The following is a 21,851-nucleotide window of genomic DNA, read 5'->3' as shown; positions in this document are numbered from 1 at the left end:
GAAGGGGTCTGGGAATCTCAGTCGACGAGCCCTTTTTGAACCTCATCCATGAAGCCTGGGATCTCGGTGAGCTGACGCGCGAACTTGCTCGCGCCCTGGGGTGCGAGGTGGATGGCATCCCGGCTGTCGTCATCTCCCCACCAGGCGCCGAACTCGGCCACCGAGAACAACGCGACGTCATGAGGGGCCGTCAGAGCCTTAGCGGCGTCCTGCCTGCGCGCGTCATAGTCTCGTCCTGCCTCTTCGAGGTTCTTCTGGTGGACGGGCGTGTACGGAATCTCGAAGGCGAGCACAGTCACGCCATGACTGCGCAACAGATCCGTGGCATTCCCGAAGTCGGTCACGGCCTCATCGTGCACCGTCGGAAAACCAGGAAAACCCTGCTTCATCCGGGTGTCGCTGATCTGTTCAGCCTTGGCCGCGCTGACGCCGGGATGGATCATGAAACCGTCGGACCGCAGCCTGCTGTCCGCGTCGATCCGCAGGCTGGTCTGCGCCGGCTGACCCTCCTGGGCCCGCGCCGCCTGTTCCCCGCCGAGGCGGAACCGATACAGCGGGTCTGCGACGTCGCGCTCACACCGCGCGGTGTCCTTCTCCCCCCAGGTGTCGCCGAGCGGCCGGTCACACCCCTCCACCATCGAAGAGAACGCCGACCTCGACCCTTCCTCCGTGTAATAGCCGTCGCGCTCCGCGGCGCGGGTTGAGATGCCCATCAGCGCGACTGCTGGTGGATCCTCGAGGCTGACCACGTAGCGTGCGAACAGGAGGTTGATGCCCCAGCGCGCCCGGCTGCTGGCGCCGTTGAACACCGAAACCTCCTCACCGGTCTCCGCGGTCAGCAGTCGGCCCAGCTCAGCGGGGTCCACCCCCTGCTGGGTCATGGAGTCACCGAAGATCACGACGTCGGGGGCTGGTTCGGCGGCCCGGAGGGCATTGGTCATCGTCTCGAAGGCGCCTCCATGGGCCGGCGCCAAAGGCAGCAGGCCACGAGCCGTCCAGTCCTCGAGCTGCGCCGCCGTCACGTCCCCCGTCAACGGCTGGTTGAACTTGATGGTGGGGAAGCTGTCCGTCTCCTCGAGTGAGTCTGGAGTCGCGTCCTCGGCCTGGGGGCTGTCCTCCGGGCCCCCGCTGCCACACGCTGTCAGGGCATATAGCAGCGCAACGCATGCGAGAGCCGTCCGACGAGCGGGCATGGGCACAGGCTAACAGGCACCCCACCGATGCACCCCAGCCCGACTCTGCCCACTCGCCTCGATCTCCTGCCCCCCACGCCCCGGATCGGCCCGAGTTCGGCCCCGGTCCACCCCCGTGCCGATGCTCCATTGACCATTCGACGGCTGGCGCAATCCGCTGTTGGGCGGCAGCCACGCCCACGACATCGGGAGGATCCAGGTCTACACCCATGGCAAGGTGGTCACCATCCCCGGGGTGATCCAGCCGAGAGCGGCCGGCAGCTGGGCGTCCCGCAGAATGACCGACCAGGACTTCAGAGCAGGAGAGCATGATGACAGCCCATACCACCGAAAAGACTGAGAGCACCGGGACCACCGGGTTCGACGCCGGTCCGAGCGCCGCCGAGATCGACGCGGGCCGCCGGGCCTACGAGCTGGACCGCAGTCACGTCTTCCACTCCTGGAGCGCGCAGGAGCCGCTGACCCCGATGACCGTGCTCGACGCCGAAGGCTCCTGGATCTGGGACGGTGAGGGCAACAAGCTCCTGGACCTGACGTCCCAGCTGGTCTTCACCAACGCCGGACACAAGCACCCCAAGATCATCGAGGCGATCAAGGCCCAGGCGGAGAAGCTGTGCACGGTGGCCCCCCAGCACGCCAACGAGGCCCGATCCGAAGCAGCCCGGCTGATCACCGAGCTTCTCCCTCAAGACATCAACCACGTCTTCTTCACCAACGGCGGGGCCGACGCCAATGAGCATGCGGTGCGGATGGCGCGGCTGCACACCGGTCGGCGCAAGGTGTTCTCTGCCTACCGCTCCTACCACGGCGGCACCCACCTGGCCGTGAACCTGACCGGTGACCCGCGAAGGACAGCCTCCGACGACGACGCCGGCGTCGAGCATTTCCTGCCCGCCTACACCTACCGCTCCTACTTCAACGCCGCCGATGAGGCGCAGGAGGCCGAACGCGCGTTGAATCACCTGCGCGACCTGGTGCTGCTGGAAGGGCCGGGACAGGTCGCGGCGATCATTCTGGAAGCGATCCCGGGGACCGCCGGGATCTACCTGCCTCCGGCGGGCTACCTGCAGGGAGTGCGGGAGCTGTGTGACGAGCACGGAATCGTCTTGATCATCGATGAGGTCATGTCAGGCTTCGGCCGTGCGGGCAAGTGGTTCGCGCATCAGCACTACGGGATCGAGCCCGACATCGTGACCTTCGCCAAGGGGGTCAACTCCGGCTACGTGCCGATGGGCGGCGTCGCCATGGACGATGCGATCTACGCGAGCTTCGCCGAGCGGCCTTATCCGGGAGGACTGACCTACTCCGGGCACCCGCTCGCCGCCGCCGCCGCGGTGGCCGCGATCAGCGCGATGCGCGAGGAGGGCATGGTGGAGAACGCGCTGAAGCTGGGAGAAGACGTGATCGGACCCCGGCTGGCCGCGCTGAAGGACAGGCACCCCAGCGTCGGAGATGTGCGCGGGGTCGGGATGTTCTGGGCCATCGAACTGGTCAAGGACAAGGAGACCCGCGAACCGCTGGCCCCCTATGGTCAGACCCCCGCGGTGATGAATCAGCTGGTCGCCGAGGCCAGACGCCGCGGAGTGCTGCCCTTCATGAACATGAACCGGCTGCACATCTGCCCGCCGCTGAACACCACGGAAGAGGAGCTGATCTTCGGGATCGATGTGCTGGACCAGGTGCTCGATCTCGCGGACGAGTCGATCCGCCGCACGTGAGAGCCCGGCCGTCCTCGTCCCGAGGAGGGAGGTCTCGGACGGCATAAACGTGAGACAGATAGCTGGGGGGCCCGTTCGCCGGGTCGTTCAAGAGGGTCTGCACCGGATCAGCGCTGTGACGGTGGCCTCACGGCCCGGGATGGATTAAACTCTCTCCCCGCGGAAGCGTAGAGTCAGAGGCGTGATGGAAGCAGACACGAAGCAGATTCTGGACGAGGCCTTGTCTCGCCGCACCATCGCGGTGATCTCGCATCCCGATGCGGGCAAGTCCACGTTGAGTGAGGCGCTGCTGCTTCACTCGAACGCGATCACCGAGGCTGGCGCGGTCCACGGCAAGGCCGGACGCCGCGGCACCGTCTCGGACTGGATGGAGATGGAGAAGGCCCGCGGGATCTCGGTGAGCTCAGCCGTGCTCCAGTTCACCGTGGGTGATGCGATCGTGAACCTGGTGGACACCCCCGGGCACGCTGACTTCTCCGAAGACACCTTCCGCGTGCTGGCGGCCGTGGACGCGGTGATCATGCTCATCGACGCGGCCAAGGGCATGGAAGCCCAGACCATGAAGCTCTTCGAGGTCTGCAAGGCCCGCGGGCTGCCTGTCATCACCGTGATCAACAAATGGGACCGCCCGGGCCAGGACGCCTTGGAGCTGGTCGATGAGATCCTCACCCGCACCGGGATGCGCTCGATGCCGCGCAACTGGCCCGTCGGAGACTCCGGGCACATGCTCGGACTGCTGCACCCCGACGAGATGACCATGAACCGTTACACCCGCGCCCCCGGCGGCGCGAAGAAGGTCCTCGCTGAAAGACTCTCCGCCGAGGTCGCTCAGGCCGAGTACCCGGTCGAGTTCCAGACCGCGGTGGAGGAGTCCTCGCTGCTGGAGGTCGACGACGAGTTCTACGACCGCGACGCATTCCTGGCCCAGGAGGCGACCCCGCTGTTCTTCGCCTCGGCGGTGCAGAACATCGGCGTCGAAGAGCTGCTGCACTTCATCATGGAGCAGGGTCCGCCCCCGCAGGCCCGCCCGGACGCCGACGGCACCCCATATTCGCTCACCTCCGACTTCAGCGGCTACGTCTTCAAGGTCCAGACCGGTATGGACAAGGCCCACCGCGACCGGATCGCATTCATGCGCATCTGCTCCGGAGTCTTCGAACGCGGCATGGTCGCCACCCACGCCCAGTCCGCGAAGCCCTTCCCCACCAAGTACTCCCAGCAGGTCTTCGGCCGCGACCGCACCACGGTGGACACCGCCTGGCCCGGCGACGTCGTCGGCCTGGTCAACGCCTCCACGCTTCGCCCGGGCGACACCCTCTACGCGGGCCAGTCGGTGATGTTCCCGCCGTTCAAGCCCTTCGCCCCGGAGCACTTCCGGGTCGGCAAGACCGGGGACGCCAGCAAGCACAAGCAGTTCCGCAAGGGCATCGAGCAGCTGGACCGCGAAGGCGTCATCCAGGTGTTCTACTCCGAGCGCCGCGGCCAGCAGCGTCCTGTCCTGGGCGCCGTGGGCCCGATGCAGTTCGAGGTCGTCTCCGCCCGCATGGAATCTGACTTCGGTGCCTCGGTCTCCTTCGACGCGCTGGACTACTCGGTCGCTCGTGACATCGACGAGGATGCCGCAGCGATCCTGCGCGAACGCCAGGACTGCGAAGTCCTCTACCGCAACGACGGCACCCCCGTGGCGTTGTTCAGAGACCCGTGGAGGTTGCGCACCGTCCAGCGCGACCATCCGAACCTGCTCCCGGATCCTCCGGGCAGCATCAACGCATCGGTCTCCGCACGGATGTGACCGATCGCCGAGGGCTGCGGGCACCCCATGCAGAACCCTCTTGGAAGGAACACCATGCACGCTGTCACCCGAGTTGAAGTCGTCGAAGCTGTCAAGACCGCATTCACGCTCACCGCCCAACCGACCGTCCCGAAGGATCTGGTGGCGGCAGCCACCGCCTCAGGTGCTCGGCCTGCCGTCGTCTCCGTCCTCGAAGGGCTCGACGATGACCTGCAGTTCCGCAGACTCCGCGAACTCTGGGAGTACTTCCCGCACATGCCGGTCAACTCCGTCGACGCCGCCTGAGGGCACGCGCCGGCTGAGCTCCACGGGCGTGTCAAGTCACGCGCCGGGGCAGGTCCGCCGACGGCCAGGGCTGGCAAGCGAGCACCAGCGGCGTAGGCTCGAGCCCATGGTCAGGAGTCACAGCACCGCAGCGATCGAACGGACCACCCGACGGGCCTGGGCGCAGTGGGTCACCGCCCTCGACGACGCCGGAGCTGCTGCCCTGCCGCACCGCGAGATCGTCGGAATCGTCTATGACCATATGCCGATGGACGTGGAGAACCGTGGCTGGTGGGCCCAGAGCGTGGCGGTCGCCTACGAACAACACCGTGACCTGCGCCGCCCGGGGGAGTCTCGTACCGGTGAGTTTCAGGCCTCGGTCTCCAAGACCTATCCGGGTGACATGGACGCCGCGCTGGGGGCATGGGTCGCTCTCGTCGGCGGGCGTGACTCTTTCGGCGGTGTCGCGCTCCAGGGAGAGCCCGGCACCTCCTCCACCGACCGCTGGCGCTACTGGCGCGCCGGGCTGGTCGACGGCTCCCGGGTCGCGGTGACCATCTCGGGGAAGTCCGCAGGGAAGTCCTCGCTCGGCGTCGGACACACCAAGCTGCGCTCGCCCGAGGAGGCCGAACACTGGAAGGTGATCTGGCGGGAGCTGCTGGGCCAGCTCTAGGTGTGACTTCCCCTGACGGGTCGAACGGCAGCAGGCATTGGTGTCGCGAGAATTACAGTGGCGAGGTGTTCTGCGCGGTCACTGGTTCGGTCCGGGAGCCCCACAGCTGGGTCTTCGTGTGGGTCGCCGTCGGAGACTCGGCGAGGAGGACCGCAGCGGCGAAGACACCAAGAGTGATGAGGAAGAGTGCCAGTCCCATCAAACCGTAGCTGTTGAGCCATGCTGAGATGTTCATGCTCAGGACCGCGGCGAGACCCGTGACCAGAAGAACGAGTCCGCCGTTTCTGCGCCGCGCTGCATGAAGGGTCAGTCGCCAGCTGCCCTGGATCAGCGTGACTAGAACGATGCCTGCGAGATTGGCGATCATGGCGACCCAGACCGGATGGGTTCCGAGGAAGAAGTCCGTGGCACTGAACCCCGAGAGCGCGTACCAGCCGAGTCCCGCGCTGAATCCAGCGAGTAGTGCGGTCAGCGCCGCGGAGCGGGTGGCGAGCGGCCAGAAGAACGCCGCGAGAACCGGAGCGAAGGTGGCGCCGTTGCGCAGAGTCCATGCCATCACATTCCACCAGGCTGACTCCTCGGCGCGCAGGAGACTGAAGATCACCATCAGGACAGTGAGCCCCACCAGCGCGATCCGCGTGTAGCGCACCAGCTCCACCTGGGTCGCTCGGGGACGAAGCGCGCTCCCGAGGTCCCGGCCCAGCGAGGTGGCTCCAGAGAACTGGCAGGGTCCCGCCCAGCCCAGGGCGCATGCCCAGAGTCCCACGAAGAATACGGCCGCAGCCCAAGCAGGAAGGGAACCGGCGATGTACTCGGCGATGCCCACCAGGGGCAGCGATGCATCCGGGACCACAATCGAGGCGGCGACGCCGACGACGATTCCGAGAAGGATCAGGGGCATGCCGATGATCGCCGCGAGGAAGAGCCCCTTCTGGCCGTCTTCCGGGCTCCGCGCCGACATCGACATCTGAAAGGCGGCCTGAGCCAGGGGAACATTGACGATGAAGGTGCCGAACCAGGCAACGATCAGCGATATGCCGGCGTTCGAGACATCGAACATCTGTGGCTGCTCCTCAGCCAAGGTCTCGAGACCGCTGGGCCCGGGTGAGACCAGGAACGCCCAGATGCCCACGATGAACATCACGAAGATCATCAGGACATTCATGGTCTGGGAGAATGCCACGGAGCGCATGCCGCCGAAGGTCAGGAAGGCGAGCAGGATGATCGCTGTCAGAGCGATGCACTGCCACAGTGGGATCTCCGTGACCGCGAAGAGGGCGGACGCGAAGGCGATGCTGGTGGCCACTGAATACATCGGAAACGTCAGACCGGTGATCACAGAACTGATGGCCTGGGCTCCGCGGCCGAATCGGTCCCCGATGATGCCGGTGACCGTCACCACGAGCTTCTCTCGCAGGGGCTTGACCAGCAGGAGCGCGATCAGCAAGATCTGCACCGTTTCGGCCACGCCGTACCAGACCGCGGACACGCCTGTTCGGTAGCTCAGCTCGACGATCGCGATGTAGGAGGATCCTGAGAACAGTCCCGTGATGCAGAACGCGACGGTCCAAGGGCTGAAACTGCGACCGCTGACGAAGAATCCTCCGCGTCCCGAGCGGCCCACAGCGATGCGGCTTCCGAGTATGAGCCAGGCGGTGTATGCGAGTGCCAGGCCGATCGTCCAGAGTCCGACCGTCGTCACGAGCCCATCTCCACGAGATCTGGGGTGGCATCGGCGTTGAGGACCTCGAAGATCAAGTCCCCGTGGCTGGCGTCCCCGTCCACCTCGTAGCCCCAGGCACGATTCGCCAGAGCTTCGGCGAGGCCATGGGAGTTCTTGTGCACGAATGCCCACGCGACTTCCAGGTCGATGTGCGCGTCGCGCAAGAGATTGATCGCGGGGCAGATGTGTTCGGCCCACTGGGCGAAGTCTGTCAGGACAGAGGAGTCCTGTTCGCTGGTCTCTACGACCAGCTGCAACCGGTACACGTAGAAATAGGGTTGCACATCTGCTTGCCCAGCCAACCCGCGAGTGTCCTGACGTGCCAGGGTGTATGTGGAGATGTCGGTGAGTGGCAGGGCCCGCCGATGGGCCAGCTGTTCGACCGCGACGGCGATGCAGCTGCTGACACCGCCGATCAGGTACTCCATCGGCGCGGGGCCCTGATCGCTGCCACCGCGCACCACAGGCTGGTCAGAGACGAAGCTGAAGTCCCGGACGGTGAGTTCGGTCCGTACTGGGCCCGTCCACGTGCCAGCGACCCGCAGAGTCTTCGAAGAGGTGCGCAGGGGTGCCTCGGTGTACCTCGGATTCAGTCTGTTCTCTTGTGCGCTTGAAGCCGCTTTGGGCATGGAACATCTCACCTTTCATCGTTCCCAGCGGTAGCACCTGCTCACCCTGAAGGGGTGGGGTTGCTGCGACGTCGTTGAGCTAGGTCTCTCAGTCGCTCTGGATGATTCGTTGTCTGCTGAAACCTAGAGCGTCCGGCAGAAAGATGCAAACCCTAGAAAGCAGGGCGACCTGGAGCGCCCGCCACATCAGTCGTAGTTCCCGCCCGTCCTGCCAGAGTCGCCCCACCGGCCCCACCGGCCCCACCGGCCCCACCGGCCCCACCGGCCCCACCGGCCCGACCGGGCGTCGAAGACTCAGAAGAGGTCCGGCATCTCCTCGCGGAGCTTGGCGTCCAGCAGCTGCGCCAGCGATTCGATGCGGTGGTTCGAGAGACGGCTCTTGTCCCAGTACGCGGTGATCTTGCCGATCACCGCCGGGCAGGTCTCCTCGGAGCAGAGATGCTCGGTCATGTCCAGGGTGTGGAGTCCGGCCGGCTCCGCGCCAGGGGGAGTGCATCACTGCGCTGAGTGTGGATCTGGTGGATGGCACAGCTGCTCACGCTGGCACCGACTGGCAGCACCGGTGCCGCTGCGGCTGAGGGCACTTGTGGCGCGAGGCGCGATCGGACATGTTTCACCTGCCGCTCCAGCCGCCGGCGGGTCAGCACCGAGAGGGGCCAGAGACGCTGGAAGAGAGCCTCTTCTCCGGACCGCACGCCCCGGATCGCGCCGGGGATTCGCGCAGAATGCGCAACTCGTCTTCACGGTTGCGACTGTTCTCTCAGCAGTCATCGGTTGACCAAGGACAGGTTCTTGCGAATCTTGAGAAATGACCTTCGGAGGAGGTGGACCTCCACGGTCCGACCTGAGGTCATCCGGCTACGGCGTGGACCCAGCCTGATAGCGGCCCAGGGTGGCGTCGCGGAACTCGTAGAACCGGCCCTGTTCGATGCTGGCCCGGATGTCATCGACCATCTTGATCGTGTAGTGCTCGTTATGGATGGTGCACAGCGTGTTGTAGAGCATCTCCTTGGCCTTGAAGAGGTGATGCAGGTAGGCCCGGGTGTAGTTCTGACAGGTGTAGCAGGTGCACTCCTCATCGATGGGGGAGAAGTCGCGCTTGAAGCGAGCCTGCGGGATGTTGTAGCGACCATCGGGGTGATAGACCCGTCCGGTCCGCGCCACTCGAGAGGGGGAGACGCAGTCGAAGGTGTCTGCCCCGTTCTCGATGGCGGTGAAGAAGTCTTCGGGCTCGGAGATCCCCAGCAGGTGGCGCGGCTTGTTCTCCGGGAGCTCCTCGGCCATCCAGCTCACGATCACCCCGAGGTTCTCCTTGTCCAGGGCGCCGCCGATTCCGAAGCCGTCGAAGCTCTGCCCCTCGATCTCCATGGAGCCCAGATCCTTCGCGGCCTTGCGCCGCAGATCCTCGTACTGGGCACCCTGGAGCACCCCGAAGAGTGCCTGGTAGGGGCGGTGGCTGCGCTCGGCGGTGAGGCTGCGGTGCGCGGAGAGGCAGCGCTCGGCCCAGAGCCGGGTGCGCTCCAGGGAGGTCTCCTGGTAGTCGCGGGTGTTGAACAGCGTGGTCAGCTCGTCGAAGGCGAAGATGATGTCCGCGCCGATCTCGTGCTGCAGCTTCATCGAGATCTCCGGGGTGAACCGGTGGGTGGTGCCGTCGATATGGGACTTGAAGGTCACGCCGTCGTCGTCCACCAGGGCAAGGCGCACCTTCTTCGGGGCGACGGCCGCGTCATCGGGGACCACCGAGGCGTCCATGGTGATGACCTTCTTGAACCCCGCGCCCAGACTCATGACCTGGAATCCGCCGGAGTCGGTGAAGGTGGGCAGCGGCCAGTTCATGAACCGGCCCAGCCCGCCCGCGGCGTCGATCACATCGGTGCCCGGCTGCAGATTCAGGTGATACGCATTGGCCAGGGCGGCCTGGGCGCCGATCTCGAGCATCTCCTCGGGGCGCACGGTCTTGATCGTGGCCTTGGTGGCCACCGGGATGAAGGCCGGGGTCTTGATGTCCCCGTGGGGAGTGCGGATGGTGCCGGTGCGGCCCAGCGCCCCCTCGATCCGGGCCTCGACCTCGAAGCTGAAGGCCTCGCGGCCCGCCTGCGGGTGCGGCGCTGACTCCTGCGGCCTTGCATCCTGCTGTGCGGCCCCCGGCTTCATCGACTCATGCGGAGCGGCGGTCGGGGTCTCGGTGTTCAGCTGATTCGGCACCCGCTCAGTCTAGGCCAGTGGTCCTATGCTTATCCGGTGCCTCCACTAACCGCCCTGACCTCCAACCTGACCTCGCGGCTGACCCGGCTCTGGTGCCAGACCGCGGAGATCCTCCCCGGCGCGGCGCTGGCTCTCATCTTCGCGATCGCCGCGCACCGGCTGATCGCCGAGCAGATTCCGGTGATCTCCGGGCTGCTGGTCGCAGTCCTTGCCGGCATCGCGCTGCGCAGCCTGGGCTGGGTGCCGTTCTGGGCCGAGCGTGGTCTCGGCTGGGCGGCGAAGAAGCTGCTCCGGGTGGGCATCGTGCTGCTCGGCCTCCAGCTGGCGCTGGGTGACCTGCTCGGCCTGGGGTGGGCGGTCCTCGCGGTCGTCGTGCTCACCGTGGGGGTGACCTTCTTCGGGATGCTCGCCCTCGGGCGGCTGCTGGGCGCACCGAAGGGGATGACCACGCTGCTGGCCGCCGGCACCGCGATCTGCGGGGCCTCAGCCGTGGCGGCAGCCGCCGCGGCGATCGACCGAGGCGACGGCAAGGACGACGACGGTGCCCCGGTCCAGGCGGCCGCTGCGGCCGCCGTCGCGGTGGTCACCCTCTACGGCACCCTGGCGCTGCTCGCGCTGCCGGCGCTGGGAACCCTGCTCGGCCTCGGCGAGGAACAGATGGGCGTCTGGATCGGCGCCAGCATCCATGAGGTCGGACAGGTGGTCGCCGCCGGCGGAGTGGTCGGGGCGGTGGCGCTGGCCACCGCGACCCTGGTCAAGCTCGCCCGGGTGGTGCTCCTGGCGCCGGTGATCGCCGGCATCAGCCTTGCCGGGCGTCGCCGCCGGGCGGTCGGAGCTGCGCAGGGAGCCGGGGAGGGCGTCGAGGAGGGCGCTGGATCGCGGCCGCCGCTGATCCCGCTCTTCGTGCTGGGCTTCCTGGTGATGATGGTGCTGCGCTCGGTCACCGATCTGCCCGAGTCCACCCTGGACTTCTCCGCGGACGTGACCACGATGCTGCTGACCACCGCGATGGTCGGCGTCGGCGCCTCGGTGGACCTGCGTCGCCTGCTGCGCCAGGGAGGACCCGCGCTGCTGCTCGGTGCCGGCGGCACGGTGCTTGCGGTGGGAACCGGGCTGGGCGGGGTCCTGCTGCTGGTGAGCTGAGGCTGGTGCCCCGGGCCCAGTCAGGTGTCCGGGAGTTTCAGCGCGCCGGGCTTCGAGGGCGAGTCCATCTCGACAGGCATTCGAAAGTATGTTCGAATAACCGTATGAGGTGGCAGGGACAGGCAGTGCAGGAGGGTGAGGGTGCGGCCCTCATCCCGCTCAAGGGACTCCTGCGCTCGGTGCGCACCCCGGAGTTCGAAGGCGTGACCTTCCACGAGGTGGCGGCGAAGACCGCGCTCAACAAGGTGCCTGGCCAGTCGAACATGCCCTTCTCCTGGACCGTGAACCCCACCCGCGGATGTCTGCATCAGTGCGTGTATTGCCTGAGCCCCGAGACGCTGATCCTGATGGCCGACGGGCGGCAGAAGCTGCTGCGTGAGGTCAGGGTGGGCGACGTCGTCGTCGGCACCGAGCTCGACGGCAGGAATCGCCGGTTGGTCCGCTCGGAGGTCTCAGCGAAATGGGGGACCGAGAAGCCCGCATTCCGCATCACGCTTCGCGATGGCACTCAGATCGTGGCCAGCGGCGACCATCGCTTCCTGGCAGAGCGCGGGTGGAAGTACGTGGCTCGCCCGGAGGGTGGGTCACCGCGCCCATGTCTGACGGAGCACGACCGGCTCATGGGATTCGGACTCGGAATGTCTCCTGAGCTGGATTCCGAGGCGGAGGAATCCCCTCTCGAAGCGAGCGTGCTGGGAGGTGCGGTCGGGACCACCGAGGCTCTGCGCATCACCGGCATCGAAGCGCTCAGTCGCAGCGAGCCGCTGATCGACATCACCACCAGCACCGGGGACTTCATCGCGAACGGTGTGGTCAGCCACAACTGCTTCGCGCGGAAGACGCACGAGTACCTGGACCTGGACGCGGGCAGGGACTTTGATACGCAGATCATCGTGAAGACCAATGTCGCCGAGGTGCTTCGCGCCGAACTGAATCGGCCGTCCTGGAAGCGCGAGCACGTGGCGCTGGGGACCAACACCGACCCCTATCAGCGCGCGGAGGGTCGCTACCAGCTGATGCCCGGGATCATCAGGGCGCTCGCGGATTCTGGGACGCCCTTCTCCATCCTGACCAAGGGGCCGCTGCTCAAGCGCGACCTCCCGCTGCTGCAGGAGGCCGCCAAACAGGTGCCGGTCTCGGTCGCGGTGTCCCTGGCGGTCATGGATCCGGAGCTTCAGCAGAAGGTGGAGCCGGGCACCCCGGATCCCCGGGCACGGCTGAATCTGATCCGCTCCATCACCGACGCCGGGCTTGAATGCTCGGTGCTGGCCATGCCGATCCTGCCCTGGCTCACCGACGGCGACGATCGCATCGACACCCTCCATGCCGCACTGGCCGACGCCGGTGCGAGCTATGTGACCACCGGTGCGCTGCACCTGCGCCCCGGCGCCCGGGAATGGTTCATGGCTTGGCTGGCCCGCGAGTACCCGGCGCTGGTGGCGAAGTATCGTCGGATCTACGGCGGCGGCTCCTACGCCTCCAAGGAGTATCGGCACTGGCTCGCCGACTCCGCCCGCGCCGCCCGGCGTCGTCATGGCTTCGACAAGCCGGTGGACCTGATGTGGCGCGAGCGCAATGACCCGGACTCCCCGGTGGCCCAGCAGGGAGCGTCGGCACCGACCGCGGCCGGTCCTGCCCAGCCGGCGCTCTTCTGACCCCGCTCATCCCGTAGGCTGGTTTGCAAAAGCAACTAATGCGGCGGGTGGGTGTCCTGCTCGATCGTCGCGTCGACGCCTCAGGAGTGCCCATGACGTTCACCCATGCCGAGACCTTCACCACCAGGCCCACCCTGGAGGGTCACTTCGGAATGACCGCCTCCACGCATTGGCTCGCCACGGCCTCCTCGCAGGCGGTGCTGGAACGCGGTGGCAACGCCTTCGACGCGGCCGTCGCCGGGGCCTTCGTCCTGCATGTGGTGGAGCCGCACCTCAACGGTCCCGGCGGTGACATGGTCGGGATCTTCGCGACCGCCGGCGCACCGTCGACGCCGCAGGTGCTGATGGGCCAGGGGCCCGCACCCGCAGGGGCCCTGATCCAGCACTACCGTGCGCTCGGGCTCGAGAACGTCCCGGGTGCCGGTGCCCTCGCGGCCGCCGTCCCGGCCGCCGTCGACGCCTGGCTGGTGCTGCTGCGCGACCACGGCAGCTGGGACCTCGCAGAGGTGCTCGCCTTCGCCATCGACTACGCCGAGGACGGGCATCCGATCCTGCCCGGGGCGGTGCGGGCGATCCGGGCCGTCGCCGAGCTCTTCCAGGAGCACTGGCCGACCTCCGCCGCGCTGTGGATGCCCGAGGGCAAGGTCCCCGAGCCCGGGCAGAGCATCCGCAACCCCGAGTATGCGCAGGTGCTGCGCGACCTCATCGCCGCCGGGCAGGGTGCTTCGAGCCGGGTGGCGCAGATCGAAGCCGCACGCAGTGAGTGGAAGACCGGACGCGTCGCCGAGGCTGCGGCGGAGTTCGTGAAGACCCCGCATCGGCACTCCGACGGCGGCGACTACGCCGGGGTGATCACCGCCGAAGACTTCGCCGCCCACAGCGCCGGATACGAAACCCCGGTCTCAATCGAGTTCCGCGGCCACACCATCGCGAAGTCCGGCGCCTGGGGCCAGGGCCCAGCGCTGCTGCAGGCGCTGAAGATCCTCGAAGGCTACCCGGACGAGCAGCTGGACCCCGGCACCGAGATCGGCGCCCACCTGATCCTGGAGGCGCAGAAGCTGGCCCTCGCGGACCGAGACACCTACTACGGCGATGTCCCGGTGAACCTGGAGCACCTGCTCTCGGATGAATACGCCGCGCAGCGTCGCGAGCAGATCAGCGAGCGAGCCTCCGCAGAGTTCCGCCCGGGGAAGGTCCCCGGCGCCGACCAGGTGCTGCCTGCCCTGGTCAACGTGGCCGACGCCGTCGCCGGAGCCGGTGCGGGCGAGCCGACCGTTTCCAAGGCCGGGGAGACCAAGGGGGACACCTGTCACCTCGACGTGGTCGACCGCTGGGGCAACATCGTCTCCGCAACCCCCTCCGGGGGGTGGCTGCAGTCCTCACCGGTGATCGAGGGGCTCGGCTTCTGCCTGGGCACCCGGCTGCAGATGACCTGGCTCGATGAACGCTCCTCCTCTCGGCTGGAACCGGGGAGGCGTCCGCGCACCACACTGACCCCTACGCTGGTGCTCAAGGACGGCGCTCCGCTGATCGCCCTGGGCACCCCGGGCGGAGACCAGCAGGACCAGTGGCAGCTGCCCATGCTGCTGCGCATGCTCATCGGAGGACACACCGCCCAGCAGGCCATCGACGCCCCCACCCTGCATACGACGTCGATGCCCGGCTCCTTCTGGCCGCGCGCATGGGAGCCCGGCGGGGCCGTGGTGGAGGACCGACTCGGTGCCGAGCTCATCGAAGGACTGCGTCGCCGTGGACACCAGGTCACCACGGCGGGGGACTGGGCGCTGGGACGACTCTCCTGCGTCACGCGGGACCCGCAGACCGGGCGGCTGCGCGCCGCGGCCAACGCCCGTGGCGCCCAGGGCTACGCGGCGGGACGATGACAGCGGCGCGGGCTCCGCGGCACGAGGCTGCCGTCCCGAGCTCACCGTGGATTCGCGCGGCTGCTGTTGCGGACGCCGCTGACTTTGCGAAGATGGCCCTATGAGCATCATCAAGATCAACGCCATCACTGTCCCTGCCGACTCCGGCGATGAACTCGGCAAGCGGTTCGCCGCTCGCCGCGACTCCATGGAGGGCACCGAAGGCTTCGAGGGCTTTGAGCTGCTCAAGCCTGCCGACGAGCGCACGACCTGGCTGGTCATCACCCGCTGGGCCACGGAGGAGGCGTTTGAGAACTGGCGCACCTCGCAGGACTTCCAGAAGTCCCACAGCGGCGGCGAGTCCGGTTCCGGGGAGTCGCCGAAGAAGCCCGTGGGGATGTCCGCGGAGCTGTGGAGCTACACCACCTCGGTGACCGGCTAGGTGGAACCGGTGCGGTGCTGGTAATCTGAATCGGTCAGTTGCTCGAGGAACTCGGTTCCTTGAATTGCACAGCTGGCGGGCCTCCGTAGCTCAGGGGATAGAGCGTTGGTTTCCGGTACCAAAAGTCGTGGGTTCGATTCCCGCCGGGGGCACACAGAGAAATCAGGTCCGCATTCTTGTCTCGGCAAGGATGCGGGCCTTTTTTTGCGCCTTGGCCGAGGATCTCGCCGCGCGGGACCAGGCGACTCACGATCGATCGACTGCGAAGTGCCGCGGCGCGGTCGCACACCTCGGCGGCCCGATGCCTCGCTCAACCGGCTGAGAACCCCTCTACCCTGGGACTATGACTTCCGCACCCACCTCCGCCGACGAACACGAGCGCGGTCCAGAGTCCAAGAGGCAGCGTGCTTCCGCCGCCGCGGGAGAGCTCGCCGAGACTGCCAGCGGCAGAGCGTCCCAGGACCGAGCCCGCGAGCTCGAAGAGCGCTGGGAGGACAGGCTTGCCTGGCCGGTGCTGATCGCGGCCGTGGTGTCGGTCCCCGCGGTCTTCCTCACCCTCCTGGATGAGCCCTTCGAGATGATCGGCCACGTGGGGCTCTGGATCACCAGTGTGGTGCTGATCTTCGAGACCATCGTGCTGTTCCTGGTGTCGCCCAAGAAGATCGACTGGCTGCGCCGCAACTGGTGGCTCGTGGGTCTGAGCGTGCTGGTCATCGTCGGCGTGGTCTTCAGCGTCGGTCCCATGCAGCTCCTGCGTCTTCTGCGCAGCGTCGGGGCGCTGCGGGTGCTGCGCGCCAAACAGGTGGCCAAGGCCGGGCATTCTCTGCAGAAGGTCGGATCCTCGCGGTGGTGGCGGCGACTGGGGACGATTCTGGCCACATTTGTCGTGACCGCCTTCGTGGTGGTCGCCCTCGTCGATCCAGAGTCCCCTGCGCGGTCCTTCCTGGACGATCTGGTGGGGGAGGAGTGGGCGATCGCCGCGGCGATCGGCGCAGGCGTGCTGCTCTTCGGCGCGACCTACCTGCTGGTACGGCGCCCCAAGGGTGAGGATTCGCAGAAGGACGGTGCAGCGAGTGACGAGGAAGAGAGCGGTGACGAGGAAGGCGATCGCCAGGTCCGCTCCTGAGATCTCCGACCGGCCGGAACGCGGTTGCATTGATGCACCGCCGAGGACCATGATGAGCCGCTTGGGGTGCTCCTTCCCATCGGGCCGAGGAGATCTCTGGCTCACCCGACGTAGAGCTGCCAGGTGTGACCATCTGGGTCCGCCACAAGGGACTCGAATCCCCAGGGCTGGTGGGTGGGTGGGGTGAGCACCGTGCCCCCGCCTGTGACCAGTCGTTCGGTCATGGCGGTGACCTGTTGGGCATCAGCGAGGGCGATGCCCAGCAGGCACTCGCTGTGTTCCGCCGGGGACAGCTCGCGGGGACCCAGCACCCAGTCGAAGGCCTCGGTGGGGACCAGGCAGAGGTAGGCCTCCCCGAGCAGTCGAAACTGCAGCGGTTCGGGGAGGCCGTCCTGCGCCACGTCACCCACCGGATCGAGCCCGAGGCCGTCCCGGTAGAACGTGTGGGAGCGGCGACGATCAGCGATCGGCAGGGTGATGGTGAATGGCTGCGGCATCGATACAGGTCCTCACTGATATTGGTCGGGGGCGTGGTCGGGATGAGCCTGCCGCTATGACCGGGAGGAGGCTGTCAAGACCGCCTCCAGCCTGGCGTAGCTGGCTTCCATGCCGTCTGCCATGCCCGTTCCCAGGACGATGTCGCGGGTCTCCTTGTCGGGGTAGGTGATCACCACGGTGAGAAGGGTGCCGCCGTGGACCGGTGTCAGGGTCTGCTCATTGATGTTGGGGGGACAGGGCATCCCCTCCATGTTTTCGGTGGTCACTTCACGGTGGGGCGCGTCGAGCTCTTTGAGCTCGCCGAAGAAGGCGAAGCTGTCCGAACCGTCCTCCTCCCGCTCCCAGACGAAGCGGTAGCTCTCGCCGACCTTCTCGCCGAGCTGGCATTCCCTCATGCGCCATCCGTCCGGGCCCAGGAGCCAGCGCCGCATCAGGTCTGGGTCACGATGGGCCTGCCAGACCTTCTCGGGAGTTCCGCGGATGATCCGACTGATCCGCACCTTGGTGTCGGTGAGCATCTGGGTCTGGGCGCCCCTGCCGGCGGCGAAGGAGGAGAGATCCTCCAGGACCGCATCCATCTGGCCCATGGCCGAGGTCAGGCCCTCTTCCATGCCCATCTCGAGCAGCTGCCGATAGTCCTCGGTGGAGTTGAACCAGGAGGTCGAGGTCAGCCTGGATCCATGCGGAGTCTCGGCGAAGGTCAGGCGCAGGCGCATCTGCGGCATCTCCGGATTCGGTGTGCCAGACTCGTCCGCGAAGCCATCGGTGACCTCGAAGGAGCGCCCGGGGTCAATGGCGAGGAACTCCCAGTAGCCCGCGGCCCGAGTGCCGTCCGGGCCGGTCATCCAGTAGTGCGAACGGCCCCCGGGGTGGAAGTCGTGGCGGGTGAAGGTTGCCGGCCAGTCTTCGGGTCCCCAGAACTTCTCAAGCTGGCGGGGGTCGGCGTGGGCGTCCCAGAGCCGCTGGACCGGCACGGAGAAGTCGGAGACCACAGTCATGGTCAATGCTTCGGCGTCCTTGGTGACTGAGGTGATGGGCATGACGAGCCTTTCTGTATCAGTGCTGCCCACTGGTGTCTTGCGTCGTGGTGTCCGCCAGGAGGGCGTCCAGGCGGGAGATGCGGCCCTGCCAGATGCGCGCGTACTCATCGAGCAGTGCCTGGGCTCCACGGATGGTGTCAGGGTTGCCGCGGACCAGGCGTTCGCGCCCTTGCCGGCGCTTGGTCACCAGATCGGCGCTTTCGAGGACGCTGACGTGCTTCTGCACGGCGGCGAAGGACATCTCATAGAGCGCGGCCAGGGCGGAGACTGTTGCCTCCTCACCGAGGGTGCGCCTGACGATGTCCCTGCGAGTGGCGTCTGCCAGGGCCCGGAAGATCCGGTCCACCTGGGCGTCACTGGGGGGAGCCGACACCTCAGAACGTATAACCATGTGGTTGTACATTAGGACTGCTGAGGGGTCAGGTCAAGGGTTCTTCGTCGAGTGATTTCTCGGATTCTTCGCGCAGCACCTCAAGTGCCGCCACGACCAGCTCCTCGCCTGCGCGATCTTGTTTCACGTGGGCGACGATCCGGCGCTGCACCTTGGGATTTCGCAGCGGGCGGACCACCGTGCCGAGCGGGAGATCGCGCAGAGCCAGGTGGGGGAGCACGGTGATCCCGAGTCCAGCCGCCACCAGAGACAGGGCGGCGTTGTGGTCATCGAGCCGGGCCGCGAACTGGGGCACGAATCCGGCGGCCTGGCAGGCGGTGCGGATCATCCTGCCGTTGGGGCTGTCCTTGATGTCATGGTCCACCCACATCTGATTGCTGAGCTCCTGGACCTCCACCGTCGCAGAGTCCGCGAGCGGATGATCAGCAGGAACGACGACGGCGAAGTCCTCGTGCCGAAGCAGGTGCCGCAGATATCCCTTGAAGTGTTCTTCGGGCTCCAGCGGTGACTCATTGCGGATGTCGATGTCCACCGGACGTCCGGTCTTCTCGGCGTAGGGCTCGTTGAGGCTGATCTGCACCGTCATCCCAGGGTCCTTGGCGCGCAGGGTGGCGACCACACGAGGCAGCCACTCCCTCGCCGCGGAGGTGAAGCTGGCGAGCATCAGGTGGCTGGACCGGCCCAGCCGCAGGCTCTCCACCTGACGGTCCAGCTCGTCGAGACCCTGCAGCACGGCGGCGCTGCCCCGTGCCAGGGACAGTGCCGCCGTCGTCGGGGTGAGTCCGCGACCGCTGCGCTCGAAGAGCTTGAGCCCGGTCTCCTGCGCAAGGATGCTCATATGTTGGCTCACCGTGGCGGGGGAGAAGTGCAGGCTGCGCGCGGCGCCCTGGATCGAGCCGGTGGCGATCACAGAGTGCAGCACGCGCAGCCTGTGAGGGTTCAACATGGCACCAGTATGGCGCAGATTCGTTTATACCGAACAGTCTTAAGCTTTTATCTGCTTGTCCTGATCGGTGTGGTGTCCCAGGATGGAGCTGTGACACTCTCCAGCTATTTCGGTCTGCTCGCCGTCTCCGCCGTCCTGGCTATCACCCCGGGGCAGGACACCATGCTGTCTCTGCGCAATGCGCTGCTCTCCCGCCGGGCAGGCCTCGGCGCGGCGACCGGATCCTCAGTGGCCGCGCTGATCTGGGCGGCGCTGGCCGCCACCGGCCTGGCGGCGCTGTTCCAGGCCTCCCCGGTGGCCTATGAGCTGCTCAGCCTCGTCGGCGGCCTCTACGTGATCTTCCTCGGTGCCCGCGCGGTGCGCAGCGCCTCGATCACGTTGAAGGCGCACCGACTGGCCCGCGCCGACGTCGAAGTTCCCGTGCTGGTCGGGGGCCCCTACGATCCCCAACCCCCCGCAGCGGAGGAGGGCCCAGGCGCTCGCGGATCGGAGGACTCCCCCCGCCGTCGCACCCGCCGCGACATCACCAGCTTCCGCGGCACATTCCTGATCGGGCTGGGCAGCTGCATGACCAACCCGAAGGTCGGTCTGTTCTTCCTGGCACTTTTCCCGCAGTTCACTCCCGTCGGAGCCTCCCCGGCCTTTGCGATCGGGGTGCTCGGCGGCACTGTGGCCGCCAGCATGTGGCTCTACCTGATCGGTGTCGTGCTGCTGGTCGATGCCGCGAACTCCTGGCTCTCGAACCCCGTGGTGACCGGACGCATCGAGATGGGCAGCGGCCTGACCCTGGCGGGACTCGGCGTCTACCTGAGCATCAGCGGTGTGCTCGGTCTGCTCAGCTGAGCCATCCTGTGCTGACCCGGCTCCCGGGGCGGACCGCGTAGACTGTTCCGGTGACTCCAGAAGAACTCTCCACCGTTGTCAAGAGCGTGCTCGCCGAGGCTGTCGAAGCCGGTGAGCTGAGCGTCGATCTCCCCGAGAACGTCGTCATCGAGCGCCCCAAGAATCGCGAGCACGGCGACTGGGCCACCACCATCGCCCTGCAGCTGGCCAAGAAGGCCGGGATGCCCCCGCGTGCGTTCGCCGAGATCGTCGGCGCCAGGCTGGAGCAGGTCGCCGGCGTGGAGCGCATCGAGATCGCGGGCCCCGGGTTCATCAACATCACCGTGGACTCCGCCGCCGCAGGGGAGCTTGCCCGCACGATCGTCGAAACAGGGGACACCTTCGGTCACAACGAGGCGCTGGCCGGGCGGAGCGTCAACGTCGAATTCGTCTCCGCGAACCCCACCGGACCGCTGCACATCGGGCACACCCGCTGGGCCGCGCTCGGCGACGCCATCGGCCGGCTGCTGCGCGCCTCCGGCGCCACGGTCGCCAACGAGTACTACGTCAACGACGCCGGCAACCAGATGAACGTCTTCGGCCACTCGGTGCTCTCCCGCATCCACGGCGAGGACGTCCCGCAGGGCGGCTACCCCGGTGACTATGTCATCGAGCTGGCCGACGAGATCCTCGCCGCCCGCCCGGACGTCAAGGACATGCCCCGCGAAGAGGCGCTGCCGATCGTGCGCGAGCTGGGCTTCCAGGCGCAGATGGGTCAGATCAAGGACACCCTGACCGCGTTCGGCGTGCACTTCGACGTCTTCTACTCCGAGCAGGCCCTCCACGCCGAGGGCAAGGTCGCCGCCGCGGTGGAGACGCTGCGCGAGCAGGGCCACATCGAGGACCGCGACGGCGCCGTCTGGCTGCGCACCACCGACTTCGGTGATGACAAGGACCGGGTGCTCTTCAAGGCCGACGGTGAGCCCACCTACTTCGCCGCCGACGCCGCCTACTACCTCTCCAAGCGGGAGCGAGGCTTCACGGAGAAGATCTACCTGCTCGGCGCGGACCACCACGGCTACGTCTCCCGGCTCAAGGCCATCGCCGCCTGCGCCGGTGACGATCCGCAGCGCAACATCGAGGTGCTCATCGGGCAGCTGATGTCGATCCGCGGCGCGAAGCTGTCCAAGCGCGCCGGCAACATCATCGAGCTCACCGACCTGATCGATTGGCTCGGCGCCGACGCGCTGCGCTACACGCTGGCCCGGTTCCCAGCGAACTCCCCGATCGACGTGGACCCAGAGCTGCTGCAGTCGCGGACCAATGACAATCCGGTCTTCTATGTCCAGTACGCCCATGCCCGCTCCCGCAATGCCGCGCGCAACGCCGAGGCCGCCGGAGTGGACCGCGACGGCTTCGATGCCGGGCTGCTGACGCATGAGACCGAGGAGGAGCTGCTCTCCCACCTGGGACGCTTCACCTCCGTGGTGGCCTCGGCAGCCGAGCTGCGCGAACCCCACCGGGTGGCGCGCTACCTGGAGTCCCTGGCCAGCGCCTATCACGGCTGGTACGCCGTGTGCCGGGTGGCGCCCAGCGTCAGCCCCGACGGCGTCCAGGACCCGGTCACCGATCTCAACCGCACCCGGCTCTGGCTCAACGACGCCACCGCCCAGGTGCTGCGCAACGGACTGGCGCTGCTCGGCGTCACCGCACCCGAAAGGATGTGAGC

Annotated in this window: 20 protein-coding genes, 1 tRNA gene and 1 riboswitch; of the genes, 12 read left to right on the top strand and 9 right to left on the bottom strand. The window is 67.2% G+C overall.

Annotation, left to right across the window (positions count from 1 at the left end; genetic code table 11):
- Positions 1-17 precede the first annotated feature (17 nt).
- Positions 18-1,193, bottom strand: a complete 1,176-nt coding sequence (locus LTH96_RS07255; RefSeq protein ID WP_241465038.1) for a hypothetical protein — start codon at positions 1,191-1,193, stop codon at positions 18-20.
- 311 nt (positions 1,194-1,504) lie between these two features.
- Here LTH96_RS07255 and LTH96_RS07250 point away from each other — a divergent pair, with 311 nt between their 5' ends.
- The 4 genes from LTH96_RS07250 (at position 1,505) to LTH96_RS07235 (ending at position 5,640) form a co-directional block, all read left to right on the top strand.
- Entirely contained in the window at positions 1,505-2,911 is a 1,407-nt protein-coding gene (locus LTH96_RS07250) for an aspartate aminotransferase family protein (protein ID WP_370644415.1), read from the top strand.
- A gap of 184 nt (positions 2,912-3,095) precedes the next feature.
- Positions 3,096-4,703 carry a peptide chain release factor 3 gene (locus LTH96_RS07245; protein WP_241465111.1) on the top strand — a complete coding sequence of 536 codons (1,608 nt, stop codon included), beginning with the start codon at positions 3,096-3,098 and terminating at the stop codon, positions 4,701-4,703.
- A gap of 54 nt (positions 4,704-4,757) precedes the next feature.
- On the top strand, positions 4,758-4,988 hold the full coding sequence (locus tag LTH96_RS07240; protein ID WP_241465036.1) for a hypothetical protein: 231 nt from the start codon (positions 4,758-4,760) through the stop codon (positions 4,986-4,988).
- Positions 4,989-5,094: 106 nt separating this feature from the next.
- Positions 5,095-5,640, top strand: a complete 546-nt coding sequence (locus LTH96_RS07235; protein WP_241465035.1) for a hypothetical protein — start codon at positions 5,095-5,097, stop codon at positions 5,638-5,640.
- 52 nt (positions 5,641-5,692) lie between these two features.
- On the opposite strand, the gene LTH96_RS07230 is transcribed toward LTH96_RS07235, so the two are convergent.
- From LTH96_RS07230 to tgt, 4 genes are all read right to left on the bottom strand, one after another.
- Positions 5,693-7,342 carry a sodium:solute symporter family protein gene (locus LTH96_RS07230; protein WP_241465034.1) on the bottom strand — a complete coding sequence of 550 codons (1,650 nt, stop codon included), beginning with the start codon at positions 7,340-7,342 and terminating at the stop codon, positions 5,693-5,695.
- Positions 7,339-7,992: an OsmC family protein gene (locus LTH96_RS07225; protein WP_255728009.1), complete on the bottom strand. Its 654-nt coding sequence runs from the start codon at positions 7,990-7,992 to the stop codon at positions 7,339-7,341. Before LTH96_RS07225 ends, LTH96_RS07230 begins: the two co-directional genes overlap by 4 nt.
- Positions 7,993-8,004: 12 nt before the next feature.
- Positions 8,005-8,100: riboswitch (SAM riboswitch) on the bottom strand.
- A gap of 186 nt (positions 8,101-8,286) precedes the next feature.
- Complete coding sequence (locus LTH96_RS07220) at positions 8,287-8,442, bottom strand: hypothetical protein (protein ID WP_241465032.1); 156 nt, start codon at positions 8,440-8,442, stop codon at positions 8,287-8,289.
- Positions 8,443-8,850: 408 nt separating this feature from the next.
- Positions 8,851-10,146, bottom strand: a complete 1,296-nt coding sequence (tgt, locus tag LTH96_RS07215; RefSeq protein ID WP_241465110.1) for a tRNA guanosine(34) transglycosylase Tgt — start codon at positions 10,144-10,146, stop codon at positions 8,851-8,853.
- A gap of 87 nt (positions 10,147-10,233) precedes the next feature.
- On the opposite strand from tgt, the gene LTH96_RS07210 reads away from it, so the two are divergent.
- From LTH96_RS07210 to LTH96_RS07185, 6 genes are all read left to right on the top strand, one after another.
- Entirely contained in the window at positions 10,234-11,340 is a 1,107-nt protein-coding gene (locus LTH96_RS07210) for a putative sulfate exporter family transporter (RefSeq protein WP_241465031.1), read from the top strand.
- 104 nt (positions 11,341-11,444) lie between these two features.
- Positions 11,445-12,995 carry an Rv2578c family radical SAM protein gene (locus LTH96_RS07205; RefSeq protein WP_241465030.1) on the top strand — a complete coding sequence of 517 codons (1,551 nt, stop codon included), beginning with the start codon at positions 11,445-11,447 and terminating at the stop codon, positions 12,993-12,995.
- Positions 12,996-13,087: 92 nt separating this feature from the next.
- Positions 13,088-14,878 carry a gamma-glutamyltransferase family protein gene (locus LTH96_RS07200; protein WP_241465029.1) on the top strand — a complete coding sequence of 597 codons (1,791 nt, stop codon included), beginning with the start codon at positions 13,088-13,090 and terminating at the stop codon, positions 14,876-14,878.
- A gap of 100 nt (positions 14,879-14,978) precedes the next feature.
- Complete coding sequence (locus LTH96_RS07195; RefSeq protein ID WP_241465028.1) at positions 14,979-15,299, top strand: antibiotic biosynthesis monooxygenase; 321 nt, start codon at positions 14,979-14,981, stop codon at positions 15,297-15,299.
- A 79-nt stretch (positions 15,300-15,378) separates the two neighbouring features.
- Positions 15,379-15,451: transfer RNA gene (locus LTH96_RS07190), tRNA-Arg, on the top strand.
- 191 nt (positions 15,452-15,642) lie between these two features.
- Positions 15,643-16,425, top strand: a complete 783-nt coding sequence (locus tag LTH96_RS07185; RefSeq protein ID WP_241465027.1) for a hypothetical protein — start codon at positions 15,643-15,645, stop codon at positions 16,423-16,425.
- 101 nt (positions 16,426-16,526) lie between these two features.
- Here LTH96_RS07185 and LTH96_RS07180 read toward each other — a convergent pair whose 3' ends face one another.
- The 4 genes from LTH96_RS07180 to LTH96_RS07165 are packed head-to-tail and all read right to left on the bottom strand — an operon-like array spanning position 16,527 to position 19,300.
- Positions 16,527-16,922, bottom strand: a complete 396-nt coding sequence (locus LTH96_RS07180; RefSeq protein WP_241465026.1) for a VOC family protein — start codon at positions 16,920-16,922, stop codon at positions 16,527-16,529.
- A gap of 54 nt (positions 16,923-16,976) precedes the next feature.
- A complete protein-coding gene (locus LTH96_RS07175; RefSeq protein WP_241465025.1) occupies positions 16,977-17,963 on the bottom strand; it encodes an SRPBCC family protein in 987 nt (328 codons plus the stop codon).
- 16 nt (positions 17,964-17,979) lie between these two features.
- Complete coding sequence (locus tag LTH96_RS07170) at positions 17,980-18,366, bottom strand: ArsR/SmtB family transcription factor (RefSeq protein ID WP_370642753.1); 387 nt, start codon at positions 18,364-18,366, stop codon at positions 17,980-17,982.
- Positions 18,367-18,382: 16 nt separating this feature from the next.
- On the bottom strand, positions 18,383-19,300 hold the full coding sequence (locus tag LTH96_RS07165; RefSeq protein WP_241465023.1) for a LysR family transcriptional regulator: 918 nt from the start codon (positions 19,298-19,300) through the stop codon (positions 18,383-18,385).
- Between the two features lie 90 nt (positions 19,301-19,390).
- Here LTH96_RS07165 and LTH96_RS07160 point away from each other — a divergent pair, with 90 nt between their 5' ends.
- Together LTH96_RS07160 and argS are read left to right on the top strand one after the other, a co-directional pair.
- Positions 19,391-20,143: a LysE family translocator gene (locus LTH96_RS07160; protein ID WP_241465022.1), complete on the top strand. Its 753-nt coding sequence runs from the start codon at positions 19,391-19,393 to the stop codon at positions 20,141-20,143.
- Positions 20,144-20,193: 50 nt separating this feature from the next.
- A complete protein-coding gene (argS, locus tag LTH96_RS07155; protein ID WP_241465021.1) occupies positions 20,194-21,849 on the top strand; it encodes an arginine--tRNA ligase in 1,656 nt (551 codons plus the stop codon).
- Positions 21,850-21,851: the final 2 nt, after the last annotated feature.

Source organism: Nesterenkonia sp. LB17 (assembly GCF_022565915.1).
Taxonomy (GTDB): domain Bacteria; phylum Actinomycetota; class Actinomycetes; order Actinomycetales; family Micrococcaceae; genus Nesterenkonia.
This window is presented reverse-complemented; position numbering and strand designations above follow the sequence as displayed.